The sequence below is a fragment of the Pontibacter aquaedesilientis genome (assembly GCF_014773225.1).
GTDB lineage: Bacteria > Bacteroidota > Bacteroidia > Cytophagales > Hymenobacteraceae > Pontibacter > Pontibacter aquaedesilientis.
On record NZ_JACXAJ010000002.1, the window covers coordinates 525,348 to 550,475 of the forward strand.

At 51.5% G+C, this 25,128-nt stretch carries 22 protein-coding genes; 8 read left to right on the forward strand and 14 right to left on the reverse strand.

The window, feature by feature from the left end:
- Nucleotides 1-17 precede the first annotated feature (17 nt).
- Nucleotides 18-1,259, forward strand: coding sequence for a bifunctional 3,4-dihydroxy-2-butanone-4-phosphate synthase/GTP cyclohydrolase II (locus H9Q13_RS07315; protein WP_191183106.1), 1,242 nt, complete (start codon nucleotides 18-20; stop codon nucleotides 1,257-1,259).
- A gap of 227 nt (nucleotides 1,260-1,486) precedes the next feature.
- Nucleotides 1,487-2,155: a hypothetical protein gene (locus H9Q13_RS07320; protein WP_191183107.1), complete on the forward strand. Its 669-nt coding sequence runs from the start codon at nucleotides 1,487-1,489 to the stop codon at nucleotides 2,153-2,155.
- 6 nt (nucleotides 2,156-2,161) lie between these two features.
- Here the strand turns inward: H9Q13_RS07320 and H9Q13_RS07325 are convergent, their stop codons facing one another.
- From H9Q13_RS07325 to H9Q13_RS07335, 3 genes are all read right to left on the reverse strand, one after another.
- The gene (locus H9Q13_RS07325; RefSeq protein ID WP_191183108.1) at nucleotides 2,162-2,932 is read right to left on the reverse strand and encodes an ABC transporter permease; all 771 of its coding nucleotides are present in this window, start codon (nucleotides 2,930-2,932) and stop codon (nucleotides 2,162-2,164) included.
- 1 nt (nucleotide 2,933) lies between these two features.
- Entirely contained in the window at nucleotides 2,934-3,830 is an 897-nt protein-coding gene (locus H9Q13_RS07330; protein WP_191183109.1) for an ABC transporter ATP-binding protein, read from the reverse strand.
- A 120-nt stretch (nucleotides 3,831-3,950) separates the two neighbouring features.
- On the reverse strand, nucleotides 3,951-4,697 hold the full coding sequence (locus H9Q13_RS07335) for a DUF2490 domain-containing protein (protein ID WP_191183110.1): 747 nt from the start codon (nucleotides 4,695-4,697) through the stop codon (nucleotides 3,951-3,953).
- 130 nt (nucleotides 4,698-4,827) lie between these two features.
- On the opposite strand from H9Q13_RS07335, the gene H9Q13_RS07340 reads away from it, so the two are divergent.
- Nucleotides 4,828-5,424, forward strand: coding sequence for a DUF3267 domain-containing protein (locus H9Q13_RS07340; protein WP_191183111.1), 597 nt, complete (start codon nucleotides 4,828-4,830; stop codon nucleotides 5,422-5,424).
- A gap of 65 nt (nucleotides 5,425-5,489) precedes the next feature.
- A complete protein-coding gene (locus H9Q13_RS07345; protein ID WP_191183112.1) occupies nucleotides 5,490-6,683 on the forward strand; it encodes a dipeptidase in 1,194 nt (397 codons plus the stop codon).
- A 100-nt stretch (nucleotides 6,684-6,783) separates the two neighbouring features.
- Here the strand turns inward: H9Q13_RS07345 and H9Q13_RS07350 are convergent, their stop codons facing one another.
- The gene (locus tag H9Q13_RS07350; RefSeq protein WP_191183113.1) at nucleotides 6,784-8,259 is read right to left on the reverse strand and encodes a PQQ-dependent sugar dehydrogenase; all 1,476 of its coding nucleotides are present in this window, start codon (nucleotides 8,257-8,259) and stop codon (nucleotides 6,784-6,786) included.
- Between the two features lie 260 nt (nucleotides 8,260-8,519).
- Between H9Q13_RS07350 and H9Q13_RS07355 the strand changes: the two genes are divergently transcribed.
- On the forward strand, nucleotides 8,520-9,305 hold the full coding sequence (locus H9Q13_RS07355) for a PhzF family phenazine biosynthesis protein (RefSeq protein WP_191183114.1): 786 nt from the start codon (nucleotides 8,520-8,522) through the stop codon (nucleotides 9,303-9,305).
- Nucleotides 9,306-9,361: 56 nt separating this feature from the next.
- Here H9Q13_RS07355 and H9Q13_RS07360 read toward each other — a convergent pair whose 3' ends face one another.
- The 3 genes from H9Q13_RS07360 to H9Q13_RS07370 form a co-directional block, all read right to left on the reverse strand.
- Entirely contained in the window at nucleotides 9,362-11,113 is a 1,752-nt protein-coding gene (locus tag H9Q13_RS07360; RefSeq protein ID WP_191183115.1) for a M14 family metallopeptidase, read from the reverse strand.
- 61 nt (nucleotides 11,114-11,174) lie between these two features.
- A complete protein-coding gene (locus H9Q13_RS07365) occupies nucleotides 11,175-11,621 on the reverse strand; it encodes a DoxX family protein (protein WP_191183116.1) in 447 nt (148 codons plus the stop codon).
- A gap of 40 nt (nucleotides 11,622-11,661) precedes the next feature.
- Nucleotides 11,662-12,276 carry a mechanosensitive ion channel protein MscS gene (locus H9Q13_RS07370; RefSeq protein WP_191183117.1) on the reverse strand — a complete coding sequence of 205 codons (615 nt, stop codon included), beginning with the start codon at nucleotides 12,274-12,276 and terminating at the stop codon, nucleotides 11,662-11,664.
- A 121-nt stretch (nucleotides 12,277-12,397) separates the two neighbouring features.
- On the opposite strand from H9Q13_RS07370, the gene surE reads away from it, so the two are divergent.
- Entirely contained in the window at nucleotides 12,398-13,171 is a 774-nt protein-coding gene (gene surE / locus H9Q13_RS07375) for a 5'/3'-nucleotidase SurE (RefSeq protein ID WP_191183118.1), read from the forward strand.
- Between the two features lie 112 nt (nucleotides 13,172-13,283).
- Here surE and H9Q13_RS07380 read toward each other — a convergent pair whose 3' ends face one another.
- The 7 genes from H9Q13_RS07380 to H9Q13_RS07410 form a co-directional block, all read right to left on the reverse strand.
- On the reverse strand, nucleotides 13,284-14,147 hold the full coding sequence (locus tag H9Q13_RS07380; protein WP_191183119.1) for an energy transducer TonB: 864 nt from the start codon (nucleotides 14,145-14,147) through the stop codon (nucleotides 13,284-13,286).
- 92 nt (nucleotides 14,148-14,239) lie between these two features.
- The gene (locus H9Q13_RS07385) at nucleotides 14,240-15,673 is read right to left on the reverse strand and encodes a M56 family metallopeptidase (RefSeq protein WP_191183120.1); all 1,434 of its coding nucleotides are present in this window, start codon (nucleotides 15,671-15,673) and stop codon (nucleotides 14,240-14,242) included.
- On the reverse strand, nucleotides 15,657-16,049 hold the full coding sequence (locus H9Q13_RS07390) for a BlaI/MecI/CopY family transcriptional regulator (protein WP_191183121.1): 393 nt from the start codon (nucleotides 16,047-16,049) through the stop codon (nucleotides 15,657-15,659). The genes H9Q13_RS07385 and H9Q13_RS07390 overlap by 17 nt, the downstream gene beginning before the upstream one ends.
- A 147-nt stretch (nucleotides 16,050-16,196) precedes the next feature.
- Nucleotides 16,197-17,570: a RagB/SusD family nutrient uptake outer membrane protein gene (locus H9Q13_RS07395; protein ID WP_191183122.1), complete on the reverse strand. Its 1,374-nt coding sequence runs from the start codon at nucleotides 17,568-17,570 to the stop codon at nucleotides 16,197-16,199.
- Between the two features lie 21 nt (nucleotides 17,571-17,591).
- Nucleotides 17,592-20,666: a SusC/RagA family TonB-linked outer membrane protein gene (locus H9Q13_RS07400; RefSeq protein WP_191183123.1), complete on the reverse strand. Its 3,075-nt coding sequence runs from the start codon at nucleotides 20,664-20,666 to the stop codon at nucleotides 17,592-17,594.
- A gap of 409 nt (nucleotides 20,667-21,075) precedes the next feature.
- Complete coding sequence (locus H9Q13_RS07405) at nucleotides 21,076-21,702, reverse strand: histidine phosphatase family protein (protein ID WP_317173881.1); 627 nt, start codon at nucleotides 21,700-21,702, stop codon at nucleotides 21,076-21,078.
- A gap of 3 nt (nucleotides 21,703-21,705) precedes the next feature.
- On the reverse strand, nucleotides 21,706-22,323 hold the full coding sequence (locus tag H9Q13_RS07410; RefSeq protein WP_191183124.1) for a GNAT family N-acetyltransferase: 618 nt from the start codon (nucleotides 22,321-22,323) through the stop codon (nucleotides 21,706-21,708).
- Between the two features lie 461 nt (nucleotides 22,324-22,784).
- On the opposite strand from H9Q13_RS07410, the gene H9Q13_RS07415 reads away from it, so the two are divergent.
- Nucleotides 22,785-23,894 carry a glycosyltransferase gene (locus tag H9Q13_RS07415; RefSeq protein ID WP_224744133.1) on the forward strand — a complete coding sequence of 370 codons (1,110 nt, stop codon included), beginning with the start codon at nucleotides 22,785-22,787 and terminating at the stop codon, nucleotides 23,892-23,894.
- A 40-nt stretch (nucleotides 23,895-23,934) separates the two neighbouring features.
- Nucleotides 23,935-25,029 (forward strand): CgeB family protein, encoded by a 1,095-nt coding sequence (locus tag H9Q13_RS07420; RefSeq protein WP_191183125.1) that lies wholly within the window; start codon nucleotides 23,935-23,937, stop codon nucleotides 25,027-25,029.
- The last annotated feature ends 99 nt before the right edge of the window (nucleotides 25,030-25,128 follow it).

Here is a 25,128-nt window from a genome sequence, read left to right on the forward strand (position 1 = left end):
GGTATAGGAAGTAACACATGGAAACTAATTCACTAGAGCCAATCAAGCTCGATTCAATAGAAGACGCGATCGAAGACATCCGCCAGGGTAAGATCATTATTGTGGTAGACGACGACGACCGGGAGAATGAGGGCGATTTCATTTGCGCCGCCGAAATGGTGACGCCGGAGATCATCAACTTCATGGCCACGCATGGTCGCGGTCTTGTTTGCTGCCCGCTGACAGAGGAACGTTGCGATGAACTGGGGCTGGAACTGATGGTAGGCCGTAACACGGCGCTGCATGCCACTCCGTTCACCGTATCAGTTGATCTGATCGGGCATGGCTGTACCACTGGTATATCCGCTTCTGACCGCGCCAAGACCATTCAGGCTCTGGTAGACCCTAACACAGACCCGCACTCTCTTGGCAAGCCGGGGCACATTTTTCCGTTGAAGGCCAAGAAAGAAGGCGTACTGCGTCGTCCGGGACATACCGAGGCATCCGTTGACCTGGCTCGCCTGGCAGGCCTGGCTCCGGCTGGCGTTCTGATCGAGATCATGAACGAAGACGGTACCATGGCGCGCCTTCCTGACCTGGTCAAGGTGGCTGAGCGCTTCAACCTCAAGCTTATTTCGATCAAGGATCTGGTGGAATACCGCCTGAAAAAAGAAAGCCTGATTGACCGGGAGATTGCCGTGGAGCTTCCAACTGACTTTGGCGACTTTGACCTGTACGCCTTTACGCAGCGCAGCAACGATGCCAAGCATCTGGCCCTGGTAAAAGGCACCTGGGCCGAAGAGGAGCCCGTATTGGTGCGCGTTCACTCTTCCTGCGTGACCGGCGATATCTTCGGCTCCTGCCGTTGCGACTGCGGTCCACAACTGCACGAAGCCATGCGCATGATCGAGCGTGAGGGAAAAGGTGTGATCGTCTACATGAACCAGGAAGGACGCGGTATCGGTCTGATCAATAAACTGAAAGCCTACAAGCTGCAAGAGCAGGGCCGCGACACTGTGGAGGCGAACCTGGAGCTCGGCTTCGGGATGGATGACCGCGACTACGGTGTAGGGGCTCAAATTCTGCGCGACCTCGGTGTGAAAAAGATGAGGCTGATCACCAATAACCCGAAGAAACGCGGCGGTCTGATTGGCTATGGTTTGGAAGTGGTGGAAAACGTGGCCATCGAAATAGCGCCGAATCCGCATAACCAAAGCTACCTGACAACCAAGCGGGACAAGCTGGGTCATGAGATCCTGAAGAACACATCCGTCCGATAGATTTATACCTGCATATACCTGATCCTGATACAGGAATAAGCCCGTGCCTAAGAGGTACGGGTTTTTTTTGTGCCCTTTTATTTAAATTAATTCTAAAAATTTAACATACAACGCATACACCCAAGTGATTCTAATGCGTTATCATTTATATGTAAACATTTGTGCAACAGTAAGTTGAGTGGGGGTGTGTGAGATGAGGTAGTTGTGATGTTTTTAGTTTTATGCCCATGAAGAAGTTGGATACTAATAGTCGTTTTTTACTGGTGCTTGTGGTTCTGCTTGGCTGGCCATTGTTAACTTATGGACAATTCCGGGATAGTTTCGAGACACAGGAGTGGCATTTTGGAAAGGTTGTGCTGGCGACCGGTGTGAGCCTGAGCGGGCAGGTAGTATATCATCCGGCCAAAGAAGTGGTGCAAGTTTCGTCAGATGACGGGGCTATCAGTTCGTTCTCGCCAGTCAATGTGAGTTATTTTGTCGTTAACGACATTTACACAGGCAAACCACAGTTGTTTCGCTCGATATTCTGGAACCTGGGAAAGCAGGACACCGATTTTAAAAAGCCTGTTTTCTTTGAACAACTGAACGACGGCAGGCTGGTCCTGATCAAAAGACAGACCGGCGTTGTAGCCAAACCCACCGATAATCAGATCAGGGATCCTTATCAGGAAGCCCTTTACCCCCACACGCGGGGCACATCGGAAAGTATACAGGAAGCCTATTACGCACTGTTACCCAATGGTGAAATCGTGCCACTGCGCAAAAAGAAGCGAGACCTGCTCCAGCTTTTCGGGGAGAAGTCGGACCAGGTAAAGCAGTTTGCGAAGTCCAACAAACTGGACTACAACAACCCCAATCAGCTGGTTACCATTGTTAATTATTTCAACTCGCTTTAGAAGGGCCTACAAATCCCTGAAGCGGAGCAACAGGTAGGAGCCAAGCAACAGCAGGCCGATATACCCCAAAGCAGGCAGCACGGCCCAGGCAGGCGAGAGCGCTTGCGTAGGAGATGTCAGTTGGTCGATGATTTCCTGGCCGGGCGTAGGTGTCAGGCTGCCAAATACCTTTATCGGCATGTACTTATCCAGGCTATCATCCAATTGATAGTGTATGATCGGCTCCACTAGTTTGGCCCAGGCAAGGTAGGCTATGATCGCCAAACCACTTTTGCGGACCAGAAAGGCAAAGAACATGGCCAGCGTCATGTAGCCCACTGACTGCACAAAGAAGTAAGACAAATGGTCAATTTGCCCCAAGACGGCACTAAAGCTTTTGTCTTTGCTGAAGAGGAGACCGAAGATCAACCCAAGCGCCAACAGAAAAACCGTGCTGAACACAGCCAGGCCGAGTGCCACACAAAATTTTGCAAGCACCAGTTCTTTCCGCGAAAGCCCGTCGATGACTTGTTGGCGGAAGGTCCGGAAGCTGTACTCGTCGGTGATGAGCACGATAATAAGTATACCCAGCAGCAGATTGAAAAAGTAGGCGATAAAGGAAAACCGTGCCCACAGGCCGGGAAATTCAAACATAGAGGCCCCGACAGTCTGACCACTGATCAAAACGCTTTTGCTTACATAGATCGAAAGCAGGAGCAGCAGCGCATAAATGCCCAGGATCACCCAGAAAGTGCGGTATAGGAATATCTTCCGAAATTCGATTTGTAGCAGGTTCATCTTAAGCTTCTTCTTTAGTGATTTCCAGGAACTGCGCCTCCAGGCTTTTGCGGCGCACCAGCAGCTGCGACAGCACAATGCCCTGCGCAAACATATCGCGGTTGAGGTCGGTGCTGGTATAGCCTTCGGTCAGAGTGAGGGTAATGTCCTCTTTTTCCTGCCCAAACTGCGCCACGTAGGGGAGTCGCTCCAGCAGCTGCAGCACAGGGGCCAGGTTCTCGGCGCTGATCAGAAGCTGATCCTGAGCTGAGAGGATGTTGCCAACCGGCCCGTTGGCCTTCAGCCTGCCGGATTGCAGCACCGCCACATGGGTACATACCTTCTCTACCTCATCCAGCAGGTGACTTGCCAGCACAATGGTTTTGCCCTGCCCGGCAATGCGCAGAATAAGGTCGCGTACCTCGGCTATACCTTGCGGATCAAGCCCGTTGGTGGGTTCATCCAACACAAGTACTTCCGGGTCGTTGAGCATAGCGGCTGCCAGCGCCAGGCGCTGCTTCATCCCCAGCGAAAAACCTTTGAAAGTGGTATGGCTCCGTGTGCCCAGGCCAACCAGGTCCAGCATTTTGTTGATGTTCTTTGGGTCCGCCTGCTTGACGTCGGCGATCACCTGCAGGTTGCGTTTGGCAGTCAGGTAAGGGTAGAAGTTCGGCGTTTCGAGCAAGGCCCCGACCCGCTGCTTGGTCTCTTTGCTGATAGATTTTCCAAACCACAAAAAGCTCCCGCCGCTTGGCCGGATCACGTCCAGTACCATGCCGAGCGTGGTGGTTTTGCCGCTTCCATTCGGGCCGAGCAAACCGTAAATGCTGCCGGCTTCTACCTGTAGGGTCAGCCGGTCCAGCGCCTGCAGGCTGCCGTACTTTTTGGAAAGCTCATCAAGGTATAAGACTGTTGCCATAGCTGCGTTAGTTTTAACAAATATACCTTTTTTCTGATATAGAAAAGACAAAACAAAGCAGCCCCGGCAAAGCGTGTCGCTTGCCGGGGCTGCCTAGGTATACAAACAATAAAACTCGCTTTATTCTGTGAAGTTCAGGTGGTAGAACAAACTCACCTGCAAGGTATGGTTGTGCTCAAAAACCACCCCGTTGGCTTTCTGCACGATCTGGTTGAGGTAACCGAGTTCCAGCGTGGCTGCATTGCTAAACTTGTAGCCCAATGCGGCATAGGCTCGGTTCTGGTCGAAGATGTTACGCTGAATATTGTTTCCGAAACCTACAAAGACCTCATCATAAACAGCCAAAAATGGCTCTTTGGCCTCAAGTGTGGGACCTACAAGCGGGAGCGTCGCTTTGATCATGTAACGGGCACGGTTGAGGTAGGTATAGCTGTCTGCATCTGCAGGCTTTATCCAGCGCTGCTCGAGGCGGTAGCGGTGCATGAGCCCCACCCGGTCCAGGTTGCTTTTAAGTTGCAACTGTTCATAGATACGATGTTCCGGAAAGGTGCCCGCCGCCGGAAAGTCTCCGTAAGGATGGGTTTCGATGAAGCCGTAACCCAGCGTGAACATTGCAGCAGGGGTGAGATCATAGTTGATGCCTGTCCGGATAAGCAGTTGCTGCGGATCTTTGATGAGGTTATGCCGGCGCCACTGCAATTCGGTGTGCAGTCCCCATTTGCTGTGAAGCTTATGGTCGCCAAAATACATGTACCAGCCATTGTTGTTGAAATCCTTGATGCGGCTACTCTGTGCCTGTATGGTTTGTGTCAGTAGCGCCAGGCTCAAGCCTACTGCCAGTTTGCAAAGTATGTGCTTTGTATTCATGGGGGTAAAGTTCGACTTCAAAAGATTGCTTTTCAACTTGATTCCGGTCTTTTTTCTTTAGGTAAGAAATAACGTTATCTTTTCTGTTGAATTGAAAAAGGGGGCTATAATTGATCCGACTTAAAAACCTATGTTACCAGGAAACGAAAAATTCAGGAAGATAGAACGCAGCATGACAGCGGCTGAGGCCAACGTGCGGGCCCTCGTTTTCATGCTGCCCATCGTACTCATTTACGTGACTACTTATGCGTTTATCTGGTCCGAGCAGTTTTCAGCGGAAAATCTCAGGGAGCTGATACAAACCCACCGCACCCTGCTAATGTTTTCGCCGCTTGTCATGATGGGGGTGTTTGTGCTGGGGGCTGTGGTGCATGAGTTGCTGCATGGGCTCACCTGGGCTGCTTTTTGCGAAAACGGACTCAAGTCGATACAATACGGGGTTTACTGGAAAGTGCTGACACCTTATTGCCATTGCAAAGAGGTACTGCCACTCAAGCACTATGCGATAGGCGGGATGATGCCGGGCCTGGTGATGGGCTTTCTTCCGGCGCTGGCAGGTATAGCGACCGGGCATTTTCTGCTTTTCCTGTTCGGTTTGTTCTTCTCGATGGCTGCTGCCGGCGATTTGCTCATCCTCTGGATGCTCCGCCACCAACACAGCACCGACCTCATACAGGATCATCCGGACAAGATCGGTTACTTTGTGCTTATACCCGTTGCACCCTAGCGGCAGCGCTTTGGTCAGGTAGGTATTGTGGCCGCAAATGGCTATATTTATTTAAAATCTATTCTATGAACTACAAAAAGGTATACGGCAGCCTGCTCGCGACGGCTCTTGCCATCGGTAGTTTGCCGGCAGTGGCGCAGGATTACAAGGAGCTGCACCAGAAAGCCATCGTGGTAGACACACACAACGATGTGCTCATCTCGGTATTGGAGGGCTTGCGGCTAGAAGATGATTTGCGTGGCAAAACGCACTCCGACCTGGCCCGTTTCAAAGAAGGTGGCGTGGATGTGCAGATTTTTTCGGTGTGGAGCGACGAGACCTATGGCAAAGGCAAAGGCTTTAAATTTGCCAATCTGCAGATTGACTCGCTTTACGCCATCGTGGAGCGCAACCCGGACAAGATGATGATCGCCAAAACGCCAGCCGACATTATGAAGGCGGTGCAGCAAAATAAACTGGCCACCATGATCGGGCTTGAAGGCGGTCACATGATCGAGGATAACCTGAACTACCTGGAGGAACTGCACCAGCGCGGTACCAGCTACATGACGCTTACCTGGAACAACTCTACTTCCTGGGCCAGTTCTGCCATGGATGAGTCAGGTGGTAAAATGCGGAAGTCGAAACGGGGACTGAACAAGTTTGGCAAGCAGGTGGTGCGCAAAATGAATGAACTGGGTATGATGGTGGACCTGAGCCACGTAGGAGAGCGCACTTTCTGGGATGCCATGGCCACCACCACCAAACCGGTGATAGTCTCGCACAGCTGCGTACATCATTTTAACCCGCACTTCCGCAACCTGAAGGACGATCAGATCAAGGCCATCGCCAAGAACGGTGGCGTGATTCATCTGAACTTCTTCTCAGGTTTCCTGGATCCGGGTTATGACAAGCGGATGAACGCCTTTCGGGAAAAACACAAGACTGAAGTAGACGCATTGCGCAAAGCAGGCAACAACTCAATCCAGATTTACGACTGGGCTATGGAAAATTATCCGGAAGAGGCATCTGAGTTGCGTCCACCACTCTCATTGCTGCTCGACCACCTGGACCATATCGTGAAATTAGTAGGAGCGGATTATGTTGGCTTAGGGTCAGATTTTGACGGCATCACCTCCACCCCGCAGCAACTCGACAGCGTAGCCGATATGCCCTTGATTACCAAAGAGCTGCTCGCACGTGGGTATAGCGAAGAAGATGTGAAGAAGATTTTGGGTGAGAATTTTATGCGCGTGTTCCGTGCCAATGTAGGATCGTAGGAAGGTATAGGTATGAATGAAAAAAGGTCAGGCTCCAACGTGGGCTCTGACCTTTTTTTGTTTAAGTAGGGGTGGGACAATCATACTGTGAAAGCAATCATTACTCCACAGGCACCACCCTGTAAATTATACCGGGATTCTCCACCGCTACATAGATATACCCATCCGGTGCCATGCGCACGTCGCGCACACGACCAATGTTTTTGAGGAGCTTCTCTTCGCTCACGATCTTGTTGCCATCCATTTTGAGTTTGCTCAGGAACTGGAAGCGGAGGGAACCCACCAACAGGTCGCCTTCCCAGGCTTTGTAGCGGTTGCCCGTCACGAAGGCCATGCCGGATGGGGCGATGGAAGGCACCCAGTACCAAAGCGGTTGCTCCATCCCTTCTTTCTTGGTCAGCTCCGTGAGCACGGTGCCATTGTAGTTAATGCCGTAGGAGATAACCGGCCAACCGTAGTTTTTACCCTTCTCGGCAATGTTCACTTCGTCACCGCCTCGTGGGCCGTGTTCGTTGGTCCAGATAGCGCCGGTTTTTGGGTGTATGGTCATACCTTGGATGTTGCGGTTACCGATGGTATAGATTGTGGCTACTGCGCCCTTCTCATTGGCAAACGGGTTGTCGGCAGGTATAGCGCCGTCGTCTTGGATGCGGTGTACCTTGCCTGGCGCGCGTTCTATGGTTTGGGCATTCTCGTGGTGCTGGCCACGGTCGCCTACCGATATGTACAGCATGCCGTCACGGCCAAACTCTAGGCGAGACCCGTAATGGTGGCGGGTTCTGGCCCAGGGTTGGGCTTCAAAGATCACTTTCTTATCTGTTAGTTTGTTGCCTTCCAGCCTGGCACGCATAACGGCCGTAGTCGAGAGTGTCTGGTTATCCTCCTGCTTGAAAGCAGAGTAAGAGAGGTAAATGGTGTTGTTTTTGGCAAAGTCCGGGTGCAGCTCCACGTCCAGCAGTCCGCCCTGGCCTTGAGCCAGTACTTCCGGTGTACCGGCAATCTTCTGCAATTGCTTCGTGTCCTTGGGTAGACGATAGAAAGAGCCGTTTCGGTCGGTGATCAGCATGTCGCCGTTGGGCAGGAAAGCCATTCCCCAAGGCACCTGCAGGCCGGTTGCCACCGTGTCGAGGCGGTAACGGAGGGTTTCGGAGGTATAGACTTCGGTACGCTTTGACTCTTCACTGAAATCGTACTGCTTCACATTCTGTATACCTTCCTGTATGTAGGCAACCAGGCCCGTGATCTCGTCATCGGTGAAGGTCTGGTCAAAGCCTGGCATACCTTCGTCGGAGTAACCGTGCTTGATGGCGGCAAAAAGGTTTTCGGCGGAGTTGCCGTGTTTCCATTTGCGGTCGGTGAAGGCTTCCATCTGCTCGCCGTGGCAGCCAGAACAATAGCTGGCGTAATTGGTGCGGGCTTTTGCTAGCTGTGCGTCTGTTAAAGCTGTTTCCTTGACAGAAACTTCGGCTACGGTATTGGCATCGGTCGTGCTGGTGCTGGAACTGGAGCCTGTGCAGCTTTCGAAGCTGATCAGGGCTAATCCCAACAGTGAAAGTAAGTATGAGGTATTTCGCATGGTTGTATGTTTCAGTCGCTGGACTGTACGTGAATAGTAAGCTTGTGTATACAAATATAGGCTTCTATGCCGGTTTCGCCTTACAGGAATATCCAATTATGTAATTAAACAGGTATAGTGTGCTGACTTACCTTGTTTAATGCTTTATCAGTGGCGCATCTGCTTTGGACAACTTCCGCCTTTTTGCTTAACTTTCAAGCTATAAAGGGCCAGCATACAAGATACTGGGCAAACCGACAACACGAAAAGATAAAGACTTGATGAAAATAAAACTGTATCAGATAGATGCCTTCACGGAACAGGTATTTGGTGGCAACCCTGCCGCTGTTTGTATACTGGACGAGTGGCTAAGTGATACACTGATGCAGCAGATCGCAGGTGAAAATAACCTGGCAGAAACAGCATTTGTGGTAAAGTCAGCTGAGAATTTTGAGATCAGGTGGTTTACGCCGACCGTTGAGGTTGATTTATGTGGACATGCTACGCTGGCTGCTGCGCATGTACTTTTCCACTACTATAATTATCCCACAAATCTTATCAATTTCTACTCGACCCGTAGTGGCTTGCTGAGGGTTACAAAAGGGAGCGATGGCCTCACGTTAGACTTCCCGACGGATACTTTTGAAGAAGTTGATACGCCAGAAGTGCTTGTGAGGGCATTCGGAAAGAGACCTGAAAAGGCTTTCAAAGGAAAAACTGATTATCTGTTACTTTACACGGCTCAACAAGACATTGAGGCGATGCAACCTGATTTGGGGCTGGTGGCAACCGTTGGTGGAAGAGGCGTGATCGTATCCGCTCCAGGTATAGAAGTCGATTTCGTATCCCGTTTTTTTGCCCCACAGGCAGGTATAGACGAAGATCCTGTAACCGGATCGGCTCATACAACGCTAACGCCTGTGTGGAGCGAAAAGCTAGGCAAGAAAGTTCTTAGCGCGCAACAGTTATCTAAGAGGCGCGGCAGTTTGAAATGCGAATTTCTTGGTGATAGAGTTAAAATAACCGGAAAAGCAGTAACTTACTTAGTAGGGGAAATAGAAATTTAGCAATTAGAAAAGCCACCTTCATCAGGTGGCTTTCACTTTTTGAGGTAGTTCAGTTACTACAACGGCAATTTCATATCCTGCATCAGTCTCCCTACCGGGTACATTTGGTGGGTTGGCTCATAGTGCGGAGAGTTTCTGTAAACGAAGTCCAGCTGGGCGCGGGCGTTCTTGGCGAATTCCGGGTCCTGCTTCTTACGCTCTTCCAGGCGCTTCCTCAAATCCGGGTTTTGCTTCAGAATATCAGCAGCCAGGTCTTCAAAAACATAACTGGAGAAGTACTCTTTCTGCATAAGGATGCTGTCGAAGAAATTCCAGTTGAAGTAGGAGTCCACGGCCTGCGGCTCCAAAGCCTCTACCAAAAAGCGGTTTGCTTCCTGGTTCAGGTATACCACGTAGTCGCCTTTCCGGAATTGGCGTGGTAGGGTGCGCGTCTCCACTTGGGTGCTGTAGTGCAGATAATGGCCCTCATAAGGACGCTGCCCTGTTTTATAGTCGGTGATGTAGTACGTGTCGAGCGTGAGGGTAGTGTCGCGGGTAAGTTGGCGCATTTCCACTTTGTTCAGCTTGAGGCGGTCAATTACTTCGCGCCAGGCCTGTGGGATGATATAGGCCACTGGCTTCTCCACTGTTAATGCAGGGGCAAAGGTATTGTAGTAATTGATGATTTTGGAATAAGGCGCTTTGCGGTCGTAGTAAAGTCGCTCGAGTCCGCTTACCTCACTGGGTTTGTATTTGGCAGCATAGCCCAAGAAAGGAATTTGATCGACTTTAGTTGTATCCAGCTTCCAGTCCAGCGCAAAGGTTTTCTGCGTCAGTGTTTGCTGCTTGGCATTAGCTCGCAGCTCTCCTATCTCTTTGGCATCGCGGCTCACGGTGTTGATCATGTGCTCCATCAGCTTGTAGGTGGACTTTACCCGCTGGTCGAAAGGCTTGAGCATATGTGTTTCGGGTACAAAGCCGATGGTGTTGTAGAGGGTCGTGTACCCGGTGGCATAGCGGGGCGATTCCATGAAACCTACTATACCTTTGTCCGGCGTCTCGTCAATAGTATTCATGTAGGGCACCATCGGGAACTTGTCCTTTTTCATGCCTTCATAAAGCGATGGCAGCATTTTGCCCTGCAGGTAACCAGCCAGTGTTGGGTTGAGTTTGTTGTGCTGCGTGGCGATGAGCGTCATCACGTGCTGGTAGTCGGCCCCGTTGGAGGTATGGTTGTCCATGAACACATCCGGATCCCAGTCGCGGAAGATCTGGTGAAAGGTTTGTGCGTTTCTGGAATCGGTTTTGAGGTAATCACGGTTCAGGTCGAGGTTGCGGGCATTGCCCCGAAAGCCGTAGCTTTCCGGCCCGTTTTGGTTGGTGCGGGTATGGCTGTTGCGATTCAGTGTCCCGCCGATGTTATAGACAGGTATAATGACCAGCACCACATTGTCGAGCTGCCTGCGCTTTTTCCTGTCCTGCAGGTAATCGCGGGCCAGCAGCATGGTGGCGTCTATACCTTCGGGCTCACCCGGGTGAATACCGTTCTGGATCAGGAGTACGCGCTTGTTCTTTTGCCTGATCGAAGCCGGGTCGAAATCTTTGTCGGTGGAGATGATGACCAGGTGCAACGGATGACCGGAATCCGTGCTGCCGTAGGGCACCATTTTCACTTCGTCGTAGGCGGCGTCCAGTTTGCTATACCAGTCGATGGCCTCGTCGTAGGTGGCGGTTTGGTTGCCGTTTCCTTTTTCGTAAGGGGTCTTGAGGTCTGTTTTATCAGGTGTTCCGGTAGCCAGCAGCGCGGCCAGGAGTAGGGTGGTTAACATGAATGTGTCTACAATTGGTGTTGTAAGGCAATGTTAGCCATTTCCGGACAAAAATCCTGCGCTATACCTGAAACGTCGCCCTGTTTTTGTTGGTCGGGAAGAAAAACTTATCGAGGCTGTACTTGCCGGGGCCGATGAAGAAGAGAGAGAAAAACAGAATAGCAGCCTCCAGCGCATGGGAGTAACCGCCGAAGCCATCCCCGGCGCTCATATGGCGCAGGGCCGCAACCAGCATGGTAACAAACAGCAAAATCAGGACGGGACGGAATAGCAGGCCAAGAGCAAGCAGCAGGCCACCTGCCGTTTCGGCAAAAGCAGCCATAAAACCCCAGAACTCCGGCGCAAACCCGATTCCCAGCAATTGCATGTTGGCTCCTATCTTAGCCCAAAGCTCCGGACCGCCCATCATCTTGGGCCAGCCATGCAGGATAAACATAATACCAATGCCGATGCGGAGCAGCAGCAGTCCTGTGTTTCGATAGTGATAGCGGGTTCGGAATATTGCCATGAGAGCAATAATACGTATTTCTATATTATATTACAAAAATCTAATATACTAGTATGCCTTTTACCAGTGTGTTAGCCAGAATATCCTCGGGCTTCAGGTTGTTGCGTTGTATTTTGTTGAGTTGGTCTTTGTCGAGAACGAAGGAGAAACCGGCGGCCTTGCTAACAGCCACAAAACCTGCCTCGCCCTGGGCGGTATAGTCGATGGGGTAATGCTGCTGCACCTCGCTAAACTTGGAGCCAATGCCTATGCCTTGGGCGGTCTTGTAATCATCGTCGCGGATGCTCAGGCGCCATACCTGGCAGGTTGGTTCACATTGTTGCTCTATTACCAATCCGCTAGGGCTGATGTCACTACTTAGTACGTGAGCGGTATAGTTTTGCCCTTCCAGGCGCAGGGTCGTGTCTTTTAACTGTAAACCCGGAAGTTTAAGCTGGCGCATTTCATCGATGGGCATGCCAATCCGTATACTGCCTACACGCCCTTTGGCAATGAGGAACTCGGCTGGGTTCGGAACAGGTATAGCATCTTCTGAGGTGACTTCTGTGGCAATGGCTTCTTCTGAGGTAATGCCGGACGCTGCATCGTCGCGGTCGGCAAGGCAAGCTGCCATGCCCACTCCCAGCAGGATGGCATATAGTAGGTTCTTAAGCATAAGGTGGTATTAAGGAATCATGATATTCTTTATTAACCTTTTCGTGGCGGCAGGGGTTGTCGTATATTAGCACGGAAACGCAATTCGTTTAATTTGTTATACATCAACTAAGAATAATAAAATGGCTAAACCGCTAATCCTGGTTTCTAATGACGACGGTATCACGGCACCGGGCATCCGGACGCTGGTAAAAGTGGCAAAATCGATAGGGGAGGTGATCGTAGTGGCGCCCGACGGACCACAGTCAGGTATGGGGCATGCCATTACCATTGGCAACACACTCCGACTGGACAAGTCCATAGCGTTCGATGATTTGGGTATAGAGGCCTATGAATGCTCCGGCACACCGGCCGACTGCGTGAAACTGGCCAAGCACCATGTGCTGAAAGAACGCCGCCCCGATCTGGTGGTGAGCGGCATTAACCACGGTTCCAATTCCAGCATCAGTGTGTTGTATTCGGGCACCATGTCGGCTGCCATCGAGGCGGCTATCGAGGGACTTCCGGCCATTGGCTTCTCACTCTGCGACTACGGGCACGAGGCGGACTTTTCGCATACCGAGGAATTTGTGGAAGTGATCATCCGGCAGGCTTTACAGCACGGCATACCCGAGAACACGGCCCTGAATGTGAACCTGCCCAAAAAGAGCAGTGAGCCGATCAAAGGCATAAAAGTGTGCCGGCAGGCGCATGCCAAGTGGCAGGAGGAGTTTGACGAGCGCCTCGACCCACGCAACCGCCGCTACTTCTGGATGACGGGCAGCTTCGTGAACTTCGACAAAGGCGAGGACACAGACGAGTGTGCGCTTTTGAACAATTACGTGTCGGTAGTGCCCTGCCAGTATGATATGACCGCTTACCATGCCATGGCCCGGCTCAATGAATGGGATATTTAAGGTATAGCAGCAAGTAAGTACAAAGACAAAGCGCAGCTCCTTAACAGATTCGGAGCTGCGCTTTGTCTTTGTACCTTGTCAGGTCAGTCAAACCCTATCAGGTATCGGGTGGTTATTTGGATTGTCCGGTTCCAGTGCTGAGGAACTGAACCGGTAAGGTTAACTCCGTTGCTACTGGCTGTCCGTTTTTTAAAGCCGGTTCCCACTGGCCGGAAGTAGCCTTTACGGCAGCCATGGCGGCTTCCGACAGTTTGGCCAGAATAGCCTTGTTCTGCAACTGGAAGGTGGAGGCATCCATATAATCCAATTCAGAGCCAGGACCAACCGCTTTTTTAAGCTTGGTGTTTTCCAGTTTCAGCTTTGATACGCTGCCGTCCGGCTCCACAGTAAACTTCACTATAACGCGGGCATTCAGGTTTTCTTGTCTGGCCTCGGCCGGCAGTGTGAGGTGCTCCATCATGGTTTGTTGCATGGCTTCCTGACCTCCTTTGAATTGCGGCATGCGGTTAGCTTTTTCGATGGCGGCTTTTCTATCCGCCTCTGTCATGGCAAACCGAAGTGGCAAGGTATAGCGCACCCGCACGGCTTTGCCGCTCTGGCGACCAGCTGTCCATTGGCCGCTCATCATTTTCACGACCCGCATGGCTTCTTCATCGGTGCCATGGCCAAGCGATTTAACGGTTTGGATTTCCTGTATAGTGCCGTCTTTCTCCACCACAAAGCTCACCACTACCAAACCTTCTATGCCATTCTCAATGGCTGCTTTAGGGTATTTTATGTTCGTTCCGAGAAATTTCAACATTTCCCCTTCCCCGCCTTCGAATTGAGGCATCTGCTCAACATAGGTATAGGGCTTGTTTTGTTCTGTGGCAGTTGATAATTTTTGTGCGAATGACGGGGTTTGTGAACCTAGAGCCAAGGCCAATGCCAACATCGGAGCGGCCAGCATGCTTTTTTTGATGTTTTTGTTTTTCATGAGAGGTGAGTTTTATGGTTTGAAAAGGCAATACGGTTCTGTTCCAGCTTATTCGGCTGGATTAATCAGGGAAAAGAAAGTATAGGGTGTTGTTATTTTATGGCAAACCGGATGGGCAAGGTGTAACGGACCGGTACAGCTTTGCCGTTTTGCTTTCCGGCAATCCACTGGCCGTTCATTGTTTCAACTACCCGAACGGCCTCACGGTCGAGGTCATCATGCAATTTCTTTAGCACAGCGATATCGTACAGGCTGCCATCCGTATCCACAACGAAACTCACCACAACAAGCCCTTCCATTCCAGCTTCCTGTGCAGTTTTAGGGTACTTGATGTTAGTGCCCAGAAACTTCAGCATTTCTACTTCTCCTCCTTTGAACTCGGGCATTTGTTCTACATAGGTATAAGGCCTTGCTTTTTCATTGGGAGAAACGACTGCTTCTCCCGACTCGGAATTTTCTATTTCTCTTTCAGGATTGGAAACTGGTGTTGACTTTTCAGGTATGGACGGTGCTGTCCTTGTACCTGCTGTACTCTTGCTTTCTGAATCTATGGAAGGTATAGCAGCCGCTTTATGAGCCGGTACATTTTCCATAGCTTCGTTCAATGAGGCAGGTTTAGCTAAGGTAGTAGCGATATCGGCGCGAACCCTATTATTGGAGAATGCAACCAGTAACACTAACAACAATGGAAGTACCAGCAGTGAGCGCATCATGCTGCCTTGGCGACCGTGCTGCTGCAGCATGTGCAGGCGTCGGAACACCTGCGGCTTCTGGAAATAACTGCCTACCGGTATACCTGTTGTGTAGAGTACTTCTTTAGCTAAAAGAGAGCTGTATTCATTGGCCTGAAAATCGGACAGTACCTCGGCGTCTGCCTGATACTCATGTACGTCACGCAGCTCTTCCTTCAGCAACCAAACCAACGGGTTGAACCAGAGTAGGGCCGTCAGGACTTCGTAATACAGAATGTCGTAGGTATGGCGCAGGCGCACATGGGCCAGTTCATGGGCCAGTATCTGGTGCTGCTCTTTTTCGGTTAGGTGTGGCTGTCGGCTCAGGAAAACATAGTGGAGGAAGGCAAATGTAGGAGAGTGGCCTTCTGTCTGCAAAACTGATGCTTCTGTTCCATTATCCTCCAACGGTACTGATACGGCTGCCAGCCTTTGTATTTGCAGCAGCTGCCAAGCCAGCCTGCCCCACATTATCAGGCTCACCAAGGTATAGAGTCCAATCAGCACAACCGCAAGTGGCAGCGAGTCCGTCGCCCCAGGTCCCGATTCGCTATGCCCTATTACGGCGACTTCCGGCAGCTGAAAAGTAGGTATAGCTGCTGCCACCGGCAGCGCATCAGCCAAGGGCAAAGGCAAACGGATCAGGGGAGCAGCCAAAGCCACAGCCGGTGCCAGCAGCAGGAACAAGCGGTTGTAGCGCAGGCTAGGCTGCTTACGCAGCAGCAGCACATAAAACAGGTATAGCATCAGCAGACCGAGGCCTGACTGTAGCAAATAATTAACGGTCGTTTCCATCGGGCTGGTCCTCTTCTTTTAAGTCATCTTTTACATGGCGTAGCAGCTGATCGAGCTCCTTTACATCCAGGTTGTTGTCTTTGGCAAAAAAGGAAACCAGTTTCTCGAAAGAGCCTCCAAAGTAGCCGCTCATAAAGTTTTTCAAAAAGAAACTCTTGTACTTGTCCTCAGCCACTAGGGGGAAGTACTCATGTGACTTGCCGAAAGCGGTGTAGCCCACAAAGCCCTTCTTCTCTAGAATCCGGACGATGGTTGAAACCGTGTTATAGGCTGGCTTGGGTTCAGGCATCTGTTCGATAATATCTTTCACGAAACCTTTTTCCAGCTTCCAGAGAATCTGCATGATCTCTTCTTCGGCTTTGGTGAGCTCTTTCATAGGCGGTGTATCAGTTTGATAGAATAAATATATAACTAAATACTTAGTTTATAAACTAAATACTTAGTTTATTCTGAAATAAATTGATGGACAATAAAAAAAGGCTCCCCGATCGGGGAGCCTTTTCATATATAGGTCAGTTCTGGCTTAGTAACCAGGGTTCTGAGTCAAGCTTGGGTTAACCTCTATCTGCTGCAGCGGAATAGGCCACAGGTTACGGAAGTCAGTGCCTGTATCAGGGCAGAAGCCAAGTAGCGTACAAGTCAGGTTGTAACGCTTCAGGTCCATGAAACGAAGGCCTTCACCTACGAACTCCAAACGACGCTGCTCCAGGATCTCTGTCAGTGCCTGTGCGTTTGTCAGCGCCAAAAGTGGAGCAAGTCCGGCTCTTGTTCTGATCATGTTGATATCAGCCAGCACCTGTGGGGCAACCGGAAGGACATTATTTCCTCCGCTCGCTGTCATCCTTACTGCGGCCTCTGCTCTGATCAGGTACATTTCAGCCAGACGGATAACCATTACGTTATCGGCGTTGTTGGCGATGTCCTCATATTTGAGCAAACGCATGCGGTTGTTCTGGATACGGGTAGTTGCTTCAAACCTCTTGTCACCCTTTTGTCCCGAAGCCGACAGTGCGTTGTAGGCACCGGATCGCAGGTAGAATTTCTGCCCGGCAGATGTCGGGTCAGATGCCGTACCCAAGCCATTGGCATCGTTTAGGGTGAAGTCCACTTCAAAAATGGACTCTGCGTTACCCTCTGTCGTGAAAAGCTCAGCGAAGTTAGGCAGCAACGAAGACTCGCCATTCACAATCACCTGGTTGGCTTTTGCGAATGCCTGCTCATTGTTACCACGCTGCAACTGTACACGAGCCTGAAGTGCGATAGCAGCTTCGGCTGTAGCTCGTCTCGGGTTCGATCCGCCGGCAGCGCTCAGCATAGTTTCAGCCTTCTGCAAGTCAGAAAGCACCGCATTGTATACCTCAGCTACCGGAGTTCTGCCCAAAGACTGAATCTCAGCAATTGTAGTAGTAGGAGCCAGCACCACCGGTACAGCACCGAAAACTTTCACAAGGTCGAAGTGAACCAGTGCCCGAAGGAACATCATCTCGCCTTTGATCTGGTTGCGCTGTGCATCTGTGATGTTGGTCAGACGGTCCGCATCGCGCAGCACAATGTTCGCGCGGTTAATGGCGCTATACATGGTTGCCCAAGTGCTTGAAATCTGCAGGTTGGACGCGTTGATACGGCGACCAGACACTTCACGGTCAGTTGTGAAGGTACCTGAATGGAACAGGTTATCAGCATACACATCCTGATAAAGCAGGTAACGCATGCCATAGTAGTTCGAGGACTGGATGATGCTATAGGCACCCAGGGCAGAACGGTTAAGGGTGGTAAAGTCAATTACAGCGCCTTCTGCCTCAATTGCTGTAGTTGGTTCAACGTCTAGCACATCGTTACAGCTGGTAAAGGTTCCCAGGCCGAGTGCTGCTAATAGTATAATCGAATATTTTTTCATGATTGCTTTTCCTTTTGCTCGTTAGAAACCTACGTTAACACCAAAAGTGATTGTGCGTGCCTGCGGGAATGTGTAGAAGTCAACGCCAAGGGTTGTATTGGAAGTACCGGCGAAGTTAACTTCAGGGTCAAAGCCAGGGTAGTCTGTGAATGTAAACAGGTTCTGGGCTTGTGCGTACACACGCAGACTTCTCATCTTCATGCGCTCAGTCAATGATGTTGGCAAGGTATAGCCAAGGATCACGTTCTTGAAACGCAGGTAAGAGCCGTCGTAAATAAATCTGTCAGAGTTGCTACGGTTGTTGTTGTTCAAATCGTCTACAGTCGCTCTAGGTACGTTCGTCACGTCACCTTCTTGCTGCCAGCGGTCTCTAACAAGGCCCAGCATGTTGTCATCCAGGAAGTCGTTGCCGAGGTGCTGCTGATACTGGGAAGCAGGGTTGGCGATATCGTTGCCCTGAGAGAACTGCATGAAAACGTTCAGATCGAATCCTTTGAAGCGGAAGTTGTTGGTGAAACCACCCACGAACTTAGGCTGAGCGCTACCGATAATGGTCAGGTCGTCATCTGTGATCACGCCGTCACCGTTTACATCCACAAACTTCACGTCACCAGCCTGTGTGCCTTGTGCCTGGATAGTAGATGGAATCTCATCCGTTGTGCTGTATACGCCATTTGTCTTGAAACCGTAGAACGTACCGATAGGCTGTCCTTCACGCAATACAAGTGAGTTACCACCGAAACCGTAGAAAATGTCCTGTCCTTCATAAAGCTCCAGCACCTTGTTTCTGTTGAAAGAGATGTTGAAATCAGACGTCCAGTTAAAGCCATTGTCTCTGTTGTCGATGTTCACCGTGTTCAGGGCAAGTTCAAGACCTTTGTTCTCGATAGAACCGATGTTAGACTGGTAGCTGCCAAAACCGTTCTGAGTCGGGATAGGGCGGGCAAACAACAGGTCGTTTGTCTTCTTGATGTAGTAGTCAACGGCCAGGTTCACGCGGTTGTTGATGAAACCGAAGTCAGCACCAACGTTGAACTGCTGCGTCTCTTCCCACTTCAAGTCCGGGTTAGGGATTTGAGTAAGGCCGATGCCTGGCTGATCCAGGTAGTTAGATCCTGAGTAAAGCGCCAGGTAGGCGAAGTCACCAAATGATTGGTTACCCGTGATACCGTATGAAGCACGCAGCTTCAGTTCGCTCATAAAGTCAAGGCCAGACATAAAGTCTTCTTCGATCACTCTCCAGCCAGCTGAAATGGATGGGAAGTAACCAAAGCGGTTTTCGTCACCGAAACGGGTAGAACCATCCGCACGGAAGTTAAGGCCCAACAGGTATCTGTCTTTGAAGTTGTAGTTTACACGACCGAAGTAAGAAAGCAGAGCGCTTTCGATCAACGTGTTAGAACCTTCGTTCACGCGGGCTGCACTGGCAATGTAACGGAAGCGCTCACCAGGGAAACCCACACCTGTTACGAAGGCCGAACGGCGCTTGTCCTGTTCTGTACTTACACCGAACACACTGGAGATGCTGTGCACGTCGTTGAAGGTCTTGTTGTAGCTGGCAGTAGACTCAAGCAAAAGCTTGGTAACGGTAGCCGTGGCGTTTGTGCCTGAACCACCAACTGCTGTGGCAAAAGAGCCAGGGTAGTTGGTTGGCGTATAGCGGCGCTCATCCACGTTCAGGGCGTCAATACCACCTTTTACTTGCACATCAAGGCCTGGCAGGATCGTGTAACGGGCAAATGCGTTACCGATCGCACGCAGGTTCTGCGTCAGGTCGTCGTTCTCAGTTCCTTCCGCCACCGGGTTGGTGTAGAAGTAGTTAGGACGCGTGTATTGCTTTGTAGCCTCGTCAAAATAAATAGGCCAGATCGGAGAAGCAGCCAGTGAGTTGGCAAACGGACCGTACAGGGTGTTGTCACTCACGATACGGTTGTTGTCAGAGCGGCTCAGCTGTACGCTTGTGCCGATTGTCATCTTGTCGTTCACCTGGTGGTCCAGGTTCAGACGAGTAGAGAAGCGCTCGTAACGGCTACCGATTACGATACCTTTCTGGTCAAAATAGCTACCTGACAGGTAGTATCTTGTCTTGGCATCGCCACCGCTAAGTGAGATCTCGTAGTTAGAGATACCCGCGTTTCTGGTAACAGCGTCAATCCAGTCCGTATCAGTCGGCTCGAAATCAAGACCACCGTAGTACCAGTCTGTAAAATCTTCGAATGTTGCGTCCGGAGCAAAGTAACCATCGTTTACATAGGCTTCCAGCATGATTTCCTTATACTCATCAGCTCTCAGGAAGTCAGGCTTTTTCCACATGCTCTGTGTACCTGTGTAGGCGTTGAAATTGATCTGCGTTTTCTTGGCAGAGCCACGCTTGGTTGTGATGAGTACCACACCGTTGGCAGCACGCGAACCGTAGATAGCCGCAGCCGAGGCGTCTTTCAGAACGTCGATTGACTCGATGTCGTTCGGGTTCAGGTCAGACACCGCGTTCACGGACTGGCCACCGTAGCCCAGCTGCGAGTAGTCACCAGAAGTAAGCGGCACGCCGTCTACTACATAAAGTGGCTGGTTGCTGGCAGAGATAGACGAAGAACCACGTACACGCACGCTGATACCACCACCTGGCGTACCAGAGTTCTGTGAAATCTGCACACCGGCCGCACGACCCTGCAGGGCCTGGTCAACGCCAACTACTGGTAGGTTTTTGATGGTTTCGGAAGTTACTTTGGCTGTTGCGCCCGTTACCTCGCGACGCTCCTGCGTACCGTAACCCACTACCACTACCTCACTTAATTGTTTCTCGTCGGTAGCCAGCTGCACGTTGATGCTCGTACGTCCGCCAACCGCGATTTCCTGTCTTGTCATACCAATGAAAGAGAACACGAGCGTCGCATTCGGTTTCACAGAAATGGTATATTCACCATTGATGCCTGTTGTTGCACCGTTGGTAGTGCCGCGCTCCAGTACGGTAACGCCTGGCAGGGCAGAGCCGTCGGAGGCTGCTGTCACTCTACCGGATACAGTTTGAGTCTGCGCCCACACACTGCTAACCAGCGCCAGGACTAAAAAGAAGCTCAAGAGTACACTCTTCCTCATAGTAGTTTGAATTTGATTAAAAAAATTGTTTAAAATAAAAGGGAATTTAACTGTCAGGTTCTCAAAGAGAGCCGCTAAAGCCCATCACTCACTTTGGCAAATCTAAGAAAAAATGAAACACGGTTTATTAAATATCTGAGTTTTGTAATAGATGGACAAACAGAGGAATAACACATTGCCTGTGAATAGGTTTTAGCGGTAAAGGATTTTATTGCCTCCAAACAACGCTGGTTCAAAAAGCTTGATGGTGCGCAATGCTGTTGTTTTCAAGATATGGTAGCTGGATTTGAGTCCTTTGGCCCGGTTTGGGTTATTCAGTATACTGTTTAATTAAGATGAAGTTGCGGAATGCCGGTGTCGGGCCAGTTGAAAAATGCAGGTGCCTGTCAGTCAGACACTAAAATTTGTCTTAGGCTGTCTGTTTCTCCAGCACCGTGACGCCCAAAAAGCCGCTTCCCTCGTGCAGACTCGATTTCCAGCCCATGTCCTGCAAATACCATCGGATGAAATTATTGAGCAGACCGTGGGCCACCAGAATAACCGTTTGTTGGGTGCCGGCTTCCTGGGCCAGCAAGGCCGCACACTCCCGGGCGCGTGCCTTGGCCTGGTGGAACGTTTCGATGCCTTTGCTGTTGAATCCCAACATCCACAGGGCACGGGCACTCAGCAGCCAGAAGCGTATGGGCAGCTTGAGTAAGGGGAGGGAGAAGATCTTGCGCTCAAACTCCCGGAACTCGTGGCGGACGATCAGCTCAACATCCTCCCCGAAAATAGCCTGGGCTGTCAGTTGGGAGCGCAACAGGGTGCTGCAGTATACCTGCTTAATCTCTTGATAAGGTATAGCCTCATGCCGCATCACAAACTCCTCCACCGCTGCCGCATCGTAGTCGCTGATAAACGCGCGGGCATCGGATGCGCTAAAAAAGCCCTTTTTGGAAACCAGGGGGCGGGCATGGCGGATCAAAAAGATTTTGCTCGGTCGTTTGTGCTCTGTTGTGGTGCTGCTCAAGGTATAGGGTTGCTGATGGTATGGCACTGTTTATACGGTGCTGCGGCGCTGTAGATTTTCGGGGGTAAGTAGATCCCCAAATCGTTCCTGTCGAATGCGCTGCCACTCGGGCCGCAGGATGCTATAATAGATCGTGTCGCGCCGCCGGCCGTCCTGCATCAGGGTATGGCTGCGCAGTATGCCTTCTTCCGTGGCCCCGGTTTTGAGCATAGCGCTCCGTGACCTTAGGTTGAGCACGTCCGTTTTCTGCTCTACACGCTCATACTGCAGTACCTCAAACGCATAGGAGAAGAGCAGGAACTTTACCTGCTTGTTCATGCCAGTACCCCGGAAATCCCTCCCCAGCCAAGTCCAGCCGATCTCCAGCCGCTTGTCCCGGTCCGAAATGTTGCCGAATGCAGTGGAGCCTGCCAGCCTCCCGGTAGCCTTGTCGATGATCACAAAGACGTAGCGCTGCCTGCTTTTCCTGTCCTGCAGTGCCGCGTTCATCCAATCCGTCAATTCTTGTTTGTTGCCAATGCGGGTCGGCATGTAGCGCCAGATGTCCTCATCCAGGGCGATGGCCTCCAACTGGGGCAGATCATGCTCTGAGACTGGCCTGAGCAGCACCAGTTCGTTTTCAAGTACGAGGTCGTGGTCGAATTTCATTGGATAAAGGATTTTGCAGATAGCTACCATACCTGCAGCGACCAGCAGAAAGGGCGCCTTGGTATTCGCTGAGAAATTAACAGAAAAATAAAGAAACATACTAACGTATTCGGGGGCAAGTGCGTATTAGAAGGCACTGACAGGGGGTGGCCTGCATCTGGCAAGGTTTTTAAGCCTGGACCATCGCCAGCCCCTCTATACAGCGCTCCGACGCACTCTACAAAGAAAATTTCAGGGTATCTCAGGCCATAAGGGCCCCGGTGAAGGCAAATTTATACCTGATCTATACCCATACTATAACTTGTTTTTTAGCGAAAGCGCTTCCTGTCCTTCACAGCTTCCTGCAGCAGCATCGTGCGGGGGCACGACAGCTGGCAACCCATCCCGCAAGTGGGTTTGGCTACAGGCATTAGAGCATTCAGACCAAATAGCAGATGATACAACATTTTACAGCAGATATTATGATGAAAGCACCGCATTACCCATCCAAAATCCTGATGACGGCAGATACGGTTGGCAGTGTCTGGACCTACGCACTGGAACTGACGCGTGCCATGGCCCAACACGGCACCGAGGTGGCGCTGGCCACCATGGGAGCCCCCATGAACGAAGAGCAACGGGAAGAGGCTGCACAAATCGGCAACCTGACAGTATACGAAAGTGAATATAAACTGGAGTGGATGGACAACCCCTGGGAGGATGTGGAGCAAGCCGGGGAGTGGCTCTTGAAACTGCGCGACGAGGTACAGCCCGACCTGATCCACCTTAACGGATTGGCCCATGGCAGCCTGGACTGGGGCAAGCCTGTCCTGATGGTCGTGCACTCCTGCGTGCTGTCGTGGTGGAGGGCCGTGAAAAACGAGGAAGCCCCAAAAGCCTGGAAACGATACAGTGACATGGTGCGCCAAGGCTTGCAGGCCGCCGATGTGGTGGTGGCGCCTACACAGGCCATGATGCATCAGGCCGAAGAACTCTACGGACCCTTCAACCAGAGCGCCGTGGTGTATAACGGACGCGGACAGCACCATTTCCAATTCGGTCGCAAAGAGCCCTTTGTGTTCAGCCTGGGGCGCGTGTGGGACGAGGCCAAAAACATTTCTATGCTGGCGCACATCGCATCGGACCTGCGATGGCCTGTCTACATTGCCGGAGAAGGGCGCCACCCGGCTACAGGCGAGATCGTGGAACTGGAAAACGTGCATTTCCTGGGGCAGTTGACCAACGAGGAGGTTTCCGACTGGCTGTCGCGGGCGTCGATTTACGCCTTGCCGGCCAAGTACGAGCCCTTCGGCCTGACCGTGCTGGAGGCTGCCATGTCGGGCTGCGCCCTGGTGGTGGGCAAAACCGAAAGCCAGGCAGAGGTATGGGGCAATGCGGCCCGCTACGTGGACCCTCGCAGCGCCGACGAATTGCGCGACACCATCAGCAAGCTGATTGACGACGAATTTGGGCGCAACATCATGGCATGCCGTGCCGTGAAGCGTTCCCATGGCTTTACCGCCGACCAGATGGCGCAGGACTACAGTCATCTGTACGGTCAGTTAATAAAAGCACCGGCTACGGTTTACTAATGATTTGTTCTTACTTTTGCGCACCAAACAAGGCAATGCCATGAATATCGTATTACTTGGCCTATCGATCACTTCTTCCTGGGGCAACGGCCATGCCACCACATACCGCAGTCTGGTGAAGGCACTGCAAAACAGGGGGCACCAAGTGTTGTTCCTGGAGCGTGAAGCCGTTAAACAGGCAGGCCGGCAGGACCTCCCGCAGCCCGACTATTGCCAGGTCGCCCATTATACCTCGGTCAGCGAGCTAGGCAAAAGGTTTGAGGAGCAGGTTCGCGAAGCCGAAATGGTGATCGTGGGGTCCGGACTGCAGGATGGAAAAGCGATAGGAGAGTGGGTGTTTAAGACAGCAGGTGGCATCAAAGCCTTTTATGATTTGGACGCCCCCACTACGATTGCCGGACTGGAACAGGGAAACCTGCCCTACCTGAATGCCAAGATGGTGCCGCGCTTTGATCTATACCTGTCGTGCTCAGGCGGCCCAACCTTGCAACTGCTGGAGCAGAAGTACGGCTCCCCAATGGCACGGCCACTTTATTTCTCCTTCGACCCGGAGCTATACTTCCACGAGTACCGCGAGATAAAATGGGACCTGGGCTACCTGGGCACGTACTCCGAAGACCGGATGCCGGGACTGACCAAATTGATGCTGGACGCTGCCGACCAGTGGCCCAATGGCCGTTTTGCCGTAGCCGGCGCACGCTACCCCAGCGACATGGGCTGGACATCCAATGTCACCATGCTGCAACACCTTAGTCCGGCAGAGCACCGCGACTTCTTCAACAGCCAACGCTTCACGCTCAGCATCGCCCGTGCCGAAATGAGCCGGATCGGCTATACGCCCAGCATGCGCCTGTTCGAAGCCGCAGCCTGCTGTGTCCCGATCATTTCTGACCACTGGGAAGGTATAGAAACCCTATTTGAGCCAGAGACCGAAATCCTGATCTCGGCAGGTGCAAAGGACACCCTGCGCTATCTGCGGGAAATCTGCAACACCGAGCGGAAGACGATCGGGTCGAGAGCACGCCGGAAGGTGTTGTCATTACACACAGCCGATCATCGGGCGCAGGAACTGGAGGGATTTGTGGCCGAACTCATGACGCTTGACACCCGTGGGGAGAAACAACTGGCGCTATAGCCCAAAAGTCATTTAATCAGGATCAATAAGATAAACTTTTCAAAATCTGCCATACCTGCCGTTTCTTTGGATAGCGGCAGGTATGGCTCTTTTATGTAC

Coding starts and splice junctions, on each gene's coding strand:
- H9Q13_RS07315 (WP_191183106.1), top strand. CDS start 18: ATGGAAACTAATTCACTAGAGCCAATCAAGCTCGATTCAATAGAAGAC.
- H9Q13_RS07320 (WP_191183107.1), top strand. CDS start 1,487: ATGAAGAAGTTGGATACTAATAGTCGTTTTTTACTGGTGCTTGTGGTT.
- H9Q13_RS07325 (WP_191183108.1), bottom strand. CDS start 2,932: ATGAACCTGCTACAAATCGAATTTCGGAAGATATTCCTATACCGCACT.
- H9Q13_RS07330 (WP_191183109.1), bottom strand. CDS start 3,830: ATGGCAACAGTCTTATACCTTGATGAGCTTTCCAAAAAGTACGGCAGC.
- H9Q13_RS07335 (WP_191183110.1), bottom strand. CDS start 4,697: ATGAATACAAAGCACATACTTTGCAAACTGGCAGTAGGCTTGAGCCTG.
- H9Q13_RS07340 (WP_191183111.1), top strand. CDS start 4,828: ATGTTACCAGGAAACGAAAAATTCAGGAAGATAGAACGCAGCATGACA.
- H9Q13_RS07345 (WP_191183112.1), top strand. CDS start 5,490: ATGAACTACAAAAAGGTATACGGCAGCCTGCTCGCGACGGCTCTTGCC.
- H9Q13_RS07350 (WP_191183113.1), bottom strand. CDS start 8,259: ATGCGAAATACCTCATACTTACTTTCACTGTTGGGATTAGCCCTGATC.
- H9Q13_RS07355 (WP_191183114.1), top strand. CDS start 8,520: ATGAAAATAAAACTGTATCAGATAGATGCCTTCACGGAACAGGTATTT.
- H9Q13_RS07360 (WP_191183115.1), bottom strand. CDS start 11,113: ATGTTAACCACCCTACTCCTGGCCGCGCTGCTGGCTACCGGAACACCT.
- H9Q13_RS07365 (WP_191183116.1), bottom strand. CDS start 11,621: ATGGCAATATTCCGAACCCGCTATCACTATCGAAACACAGGACTGCTG.
- H9Q13_RS07370 (WP_191183117.1), bottom strand. CDS start 12,276: ATGCTTAAGAACCTACTATATGCCATCCTGCTGGGAGTGGGCATGGCA.
- surE (WP_191183118.1), top strand. CDS start 12,398: ATGGCTAAACCGCTAATCCTGGTTTCTAATGACGACGGTATCACGGCA.
- H9Q13_RS07380 (WP_191183119.1), bottom strand. CDS start 14,147: ATGAAAAACAAAAACATCAAAAAAAGCATGCTGGCCGCTCCGATGTTG.
- H9Q13_RS07385 (WP_191183120.1), bottom strand. CDS start 15,673: ATGGAAACGACCGTTAATTATTTGCTACAGTCAGGCCTCGGTCTGCTG.
- H9Q13_RS07390 (WP_191183121.1), bottom strand. CDS start 16,049: ATGAAAGAGCTCACCAAAGCCGAAGAAGAGATCATGCAGATTCTCTGG.
- H9Q13_RS07395 (WP_191183122.1), bottom strand. CDS start 17,570: ATGAAAAAATATTCGATTATACTATTAGCAGCACTCGGCCTGGGAACC.
- H9Q13_RS07400 (WP_191183123.1), bottom strand. CDS start 20,666: ATGAGGAAGAGTGTACTCTTGAGCTTCTTTTTAGTCCTGGCGCTGGTT.
- H9Q13_RS07410 (WP_191183124.1), bottom strand. CDS start 22,323: ATGAAATTCGACCACGACCTCGTACTTGAAAACGAACTGGTGCTGCTC.
- H9Q13_RS07415 (WP_224744133.1), top strand. CDS start 22,785: ATGATGAAAGCACCGCATTACCCATCCAAAATCCTGATGACGGCAGAT.
- H9Q13_RS07420 (WP_191183125.1), top strand. CDS start 23,935: ATGAATATCGTATTACTTGGCCTATCGATCACTTCTTCCTGGGGCAAC.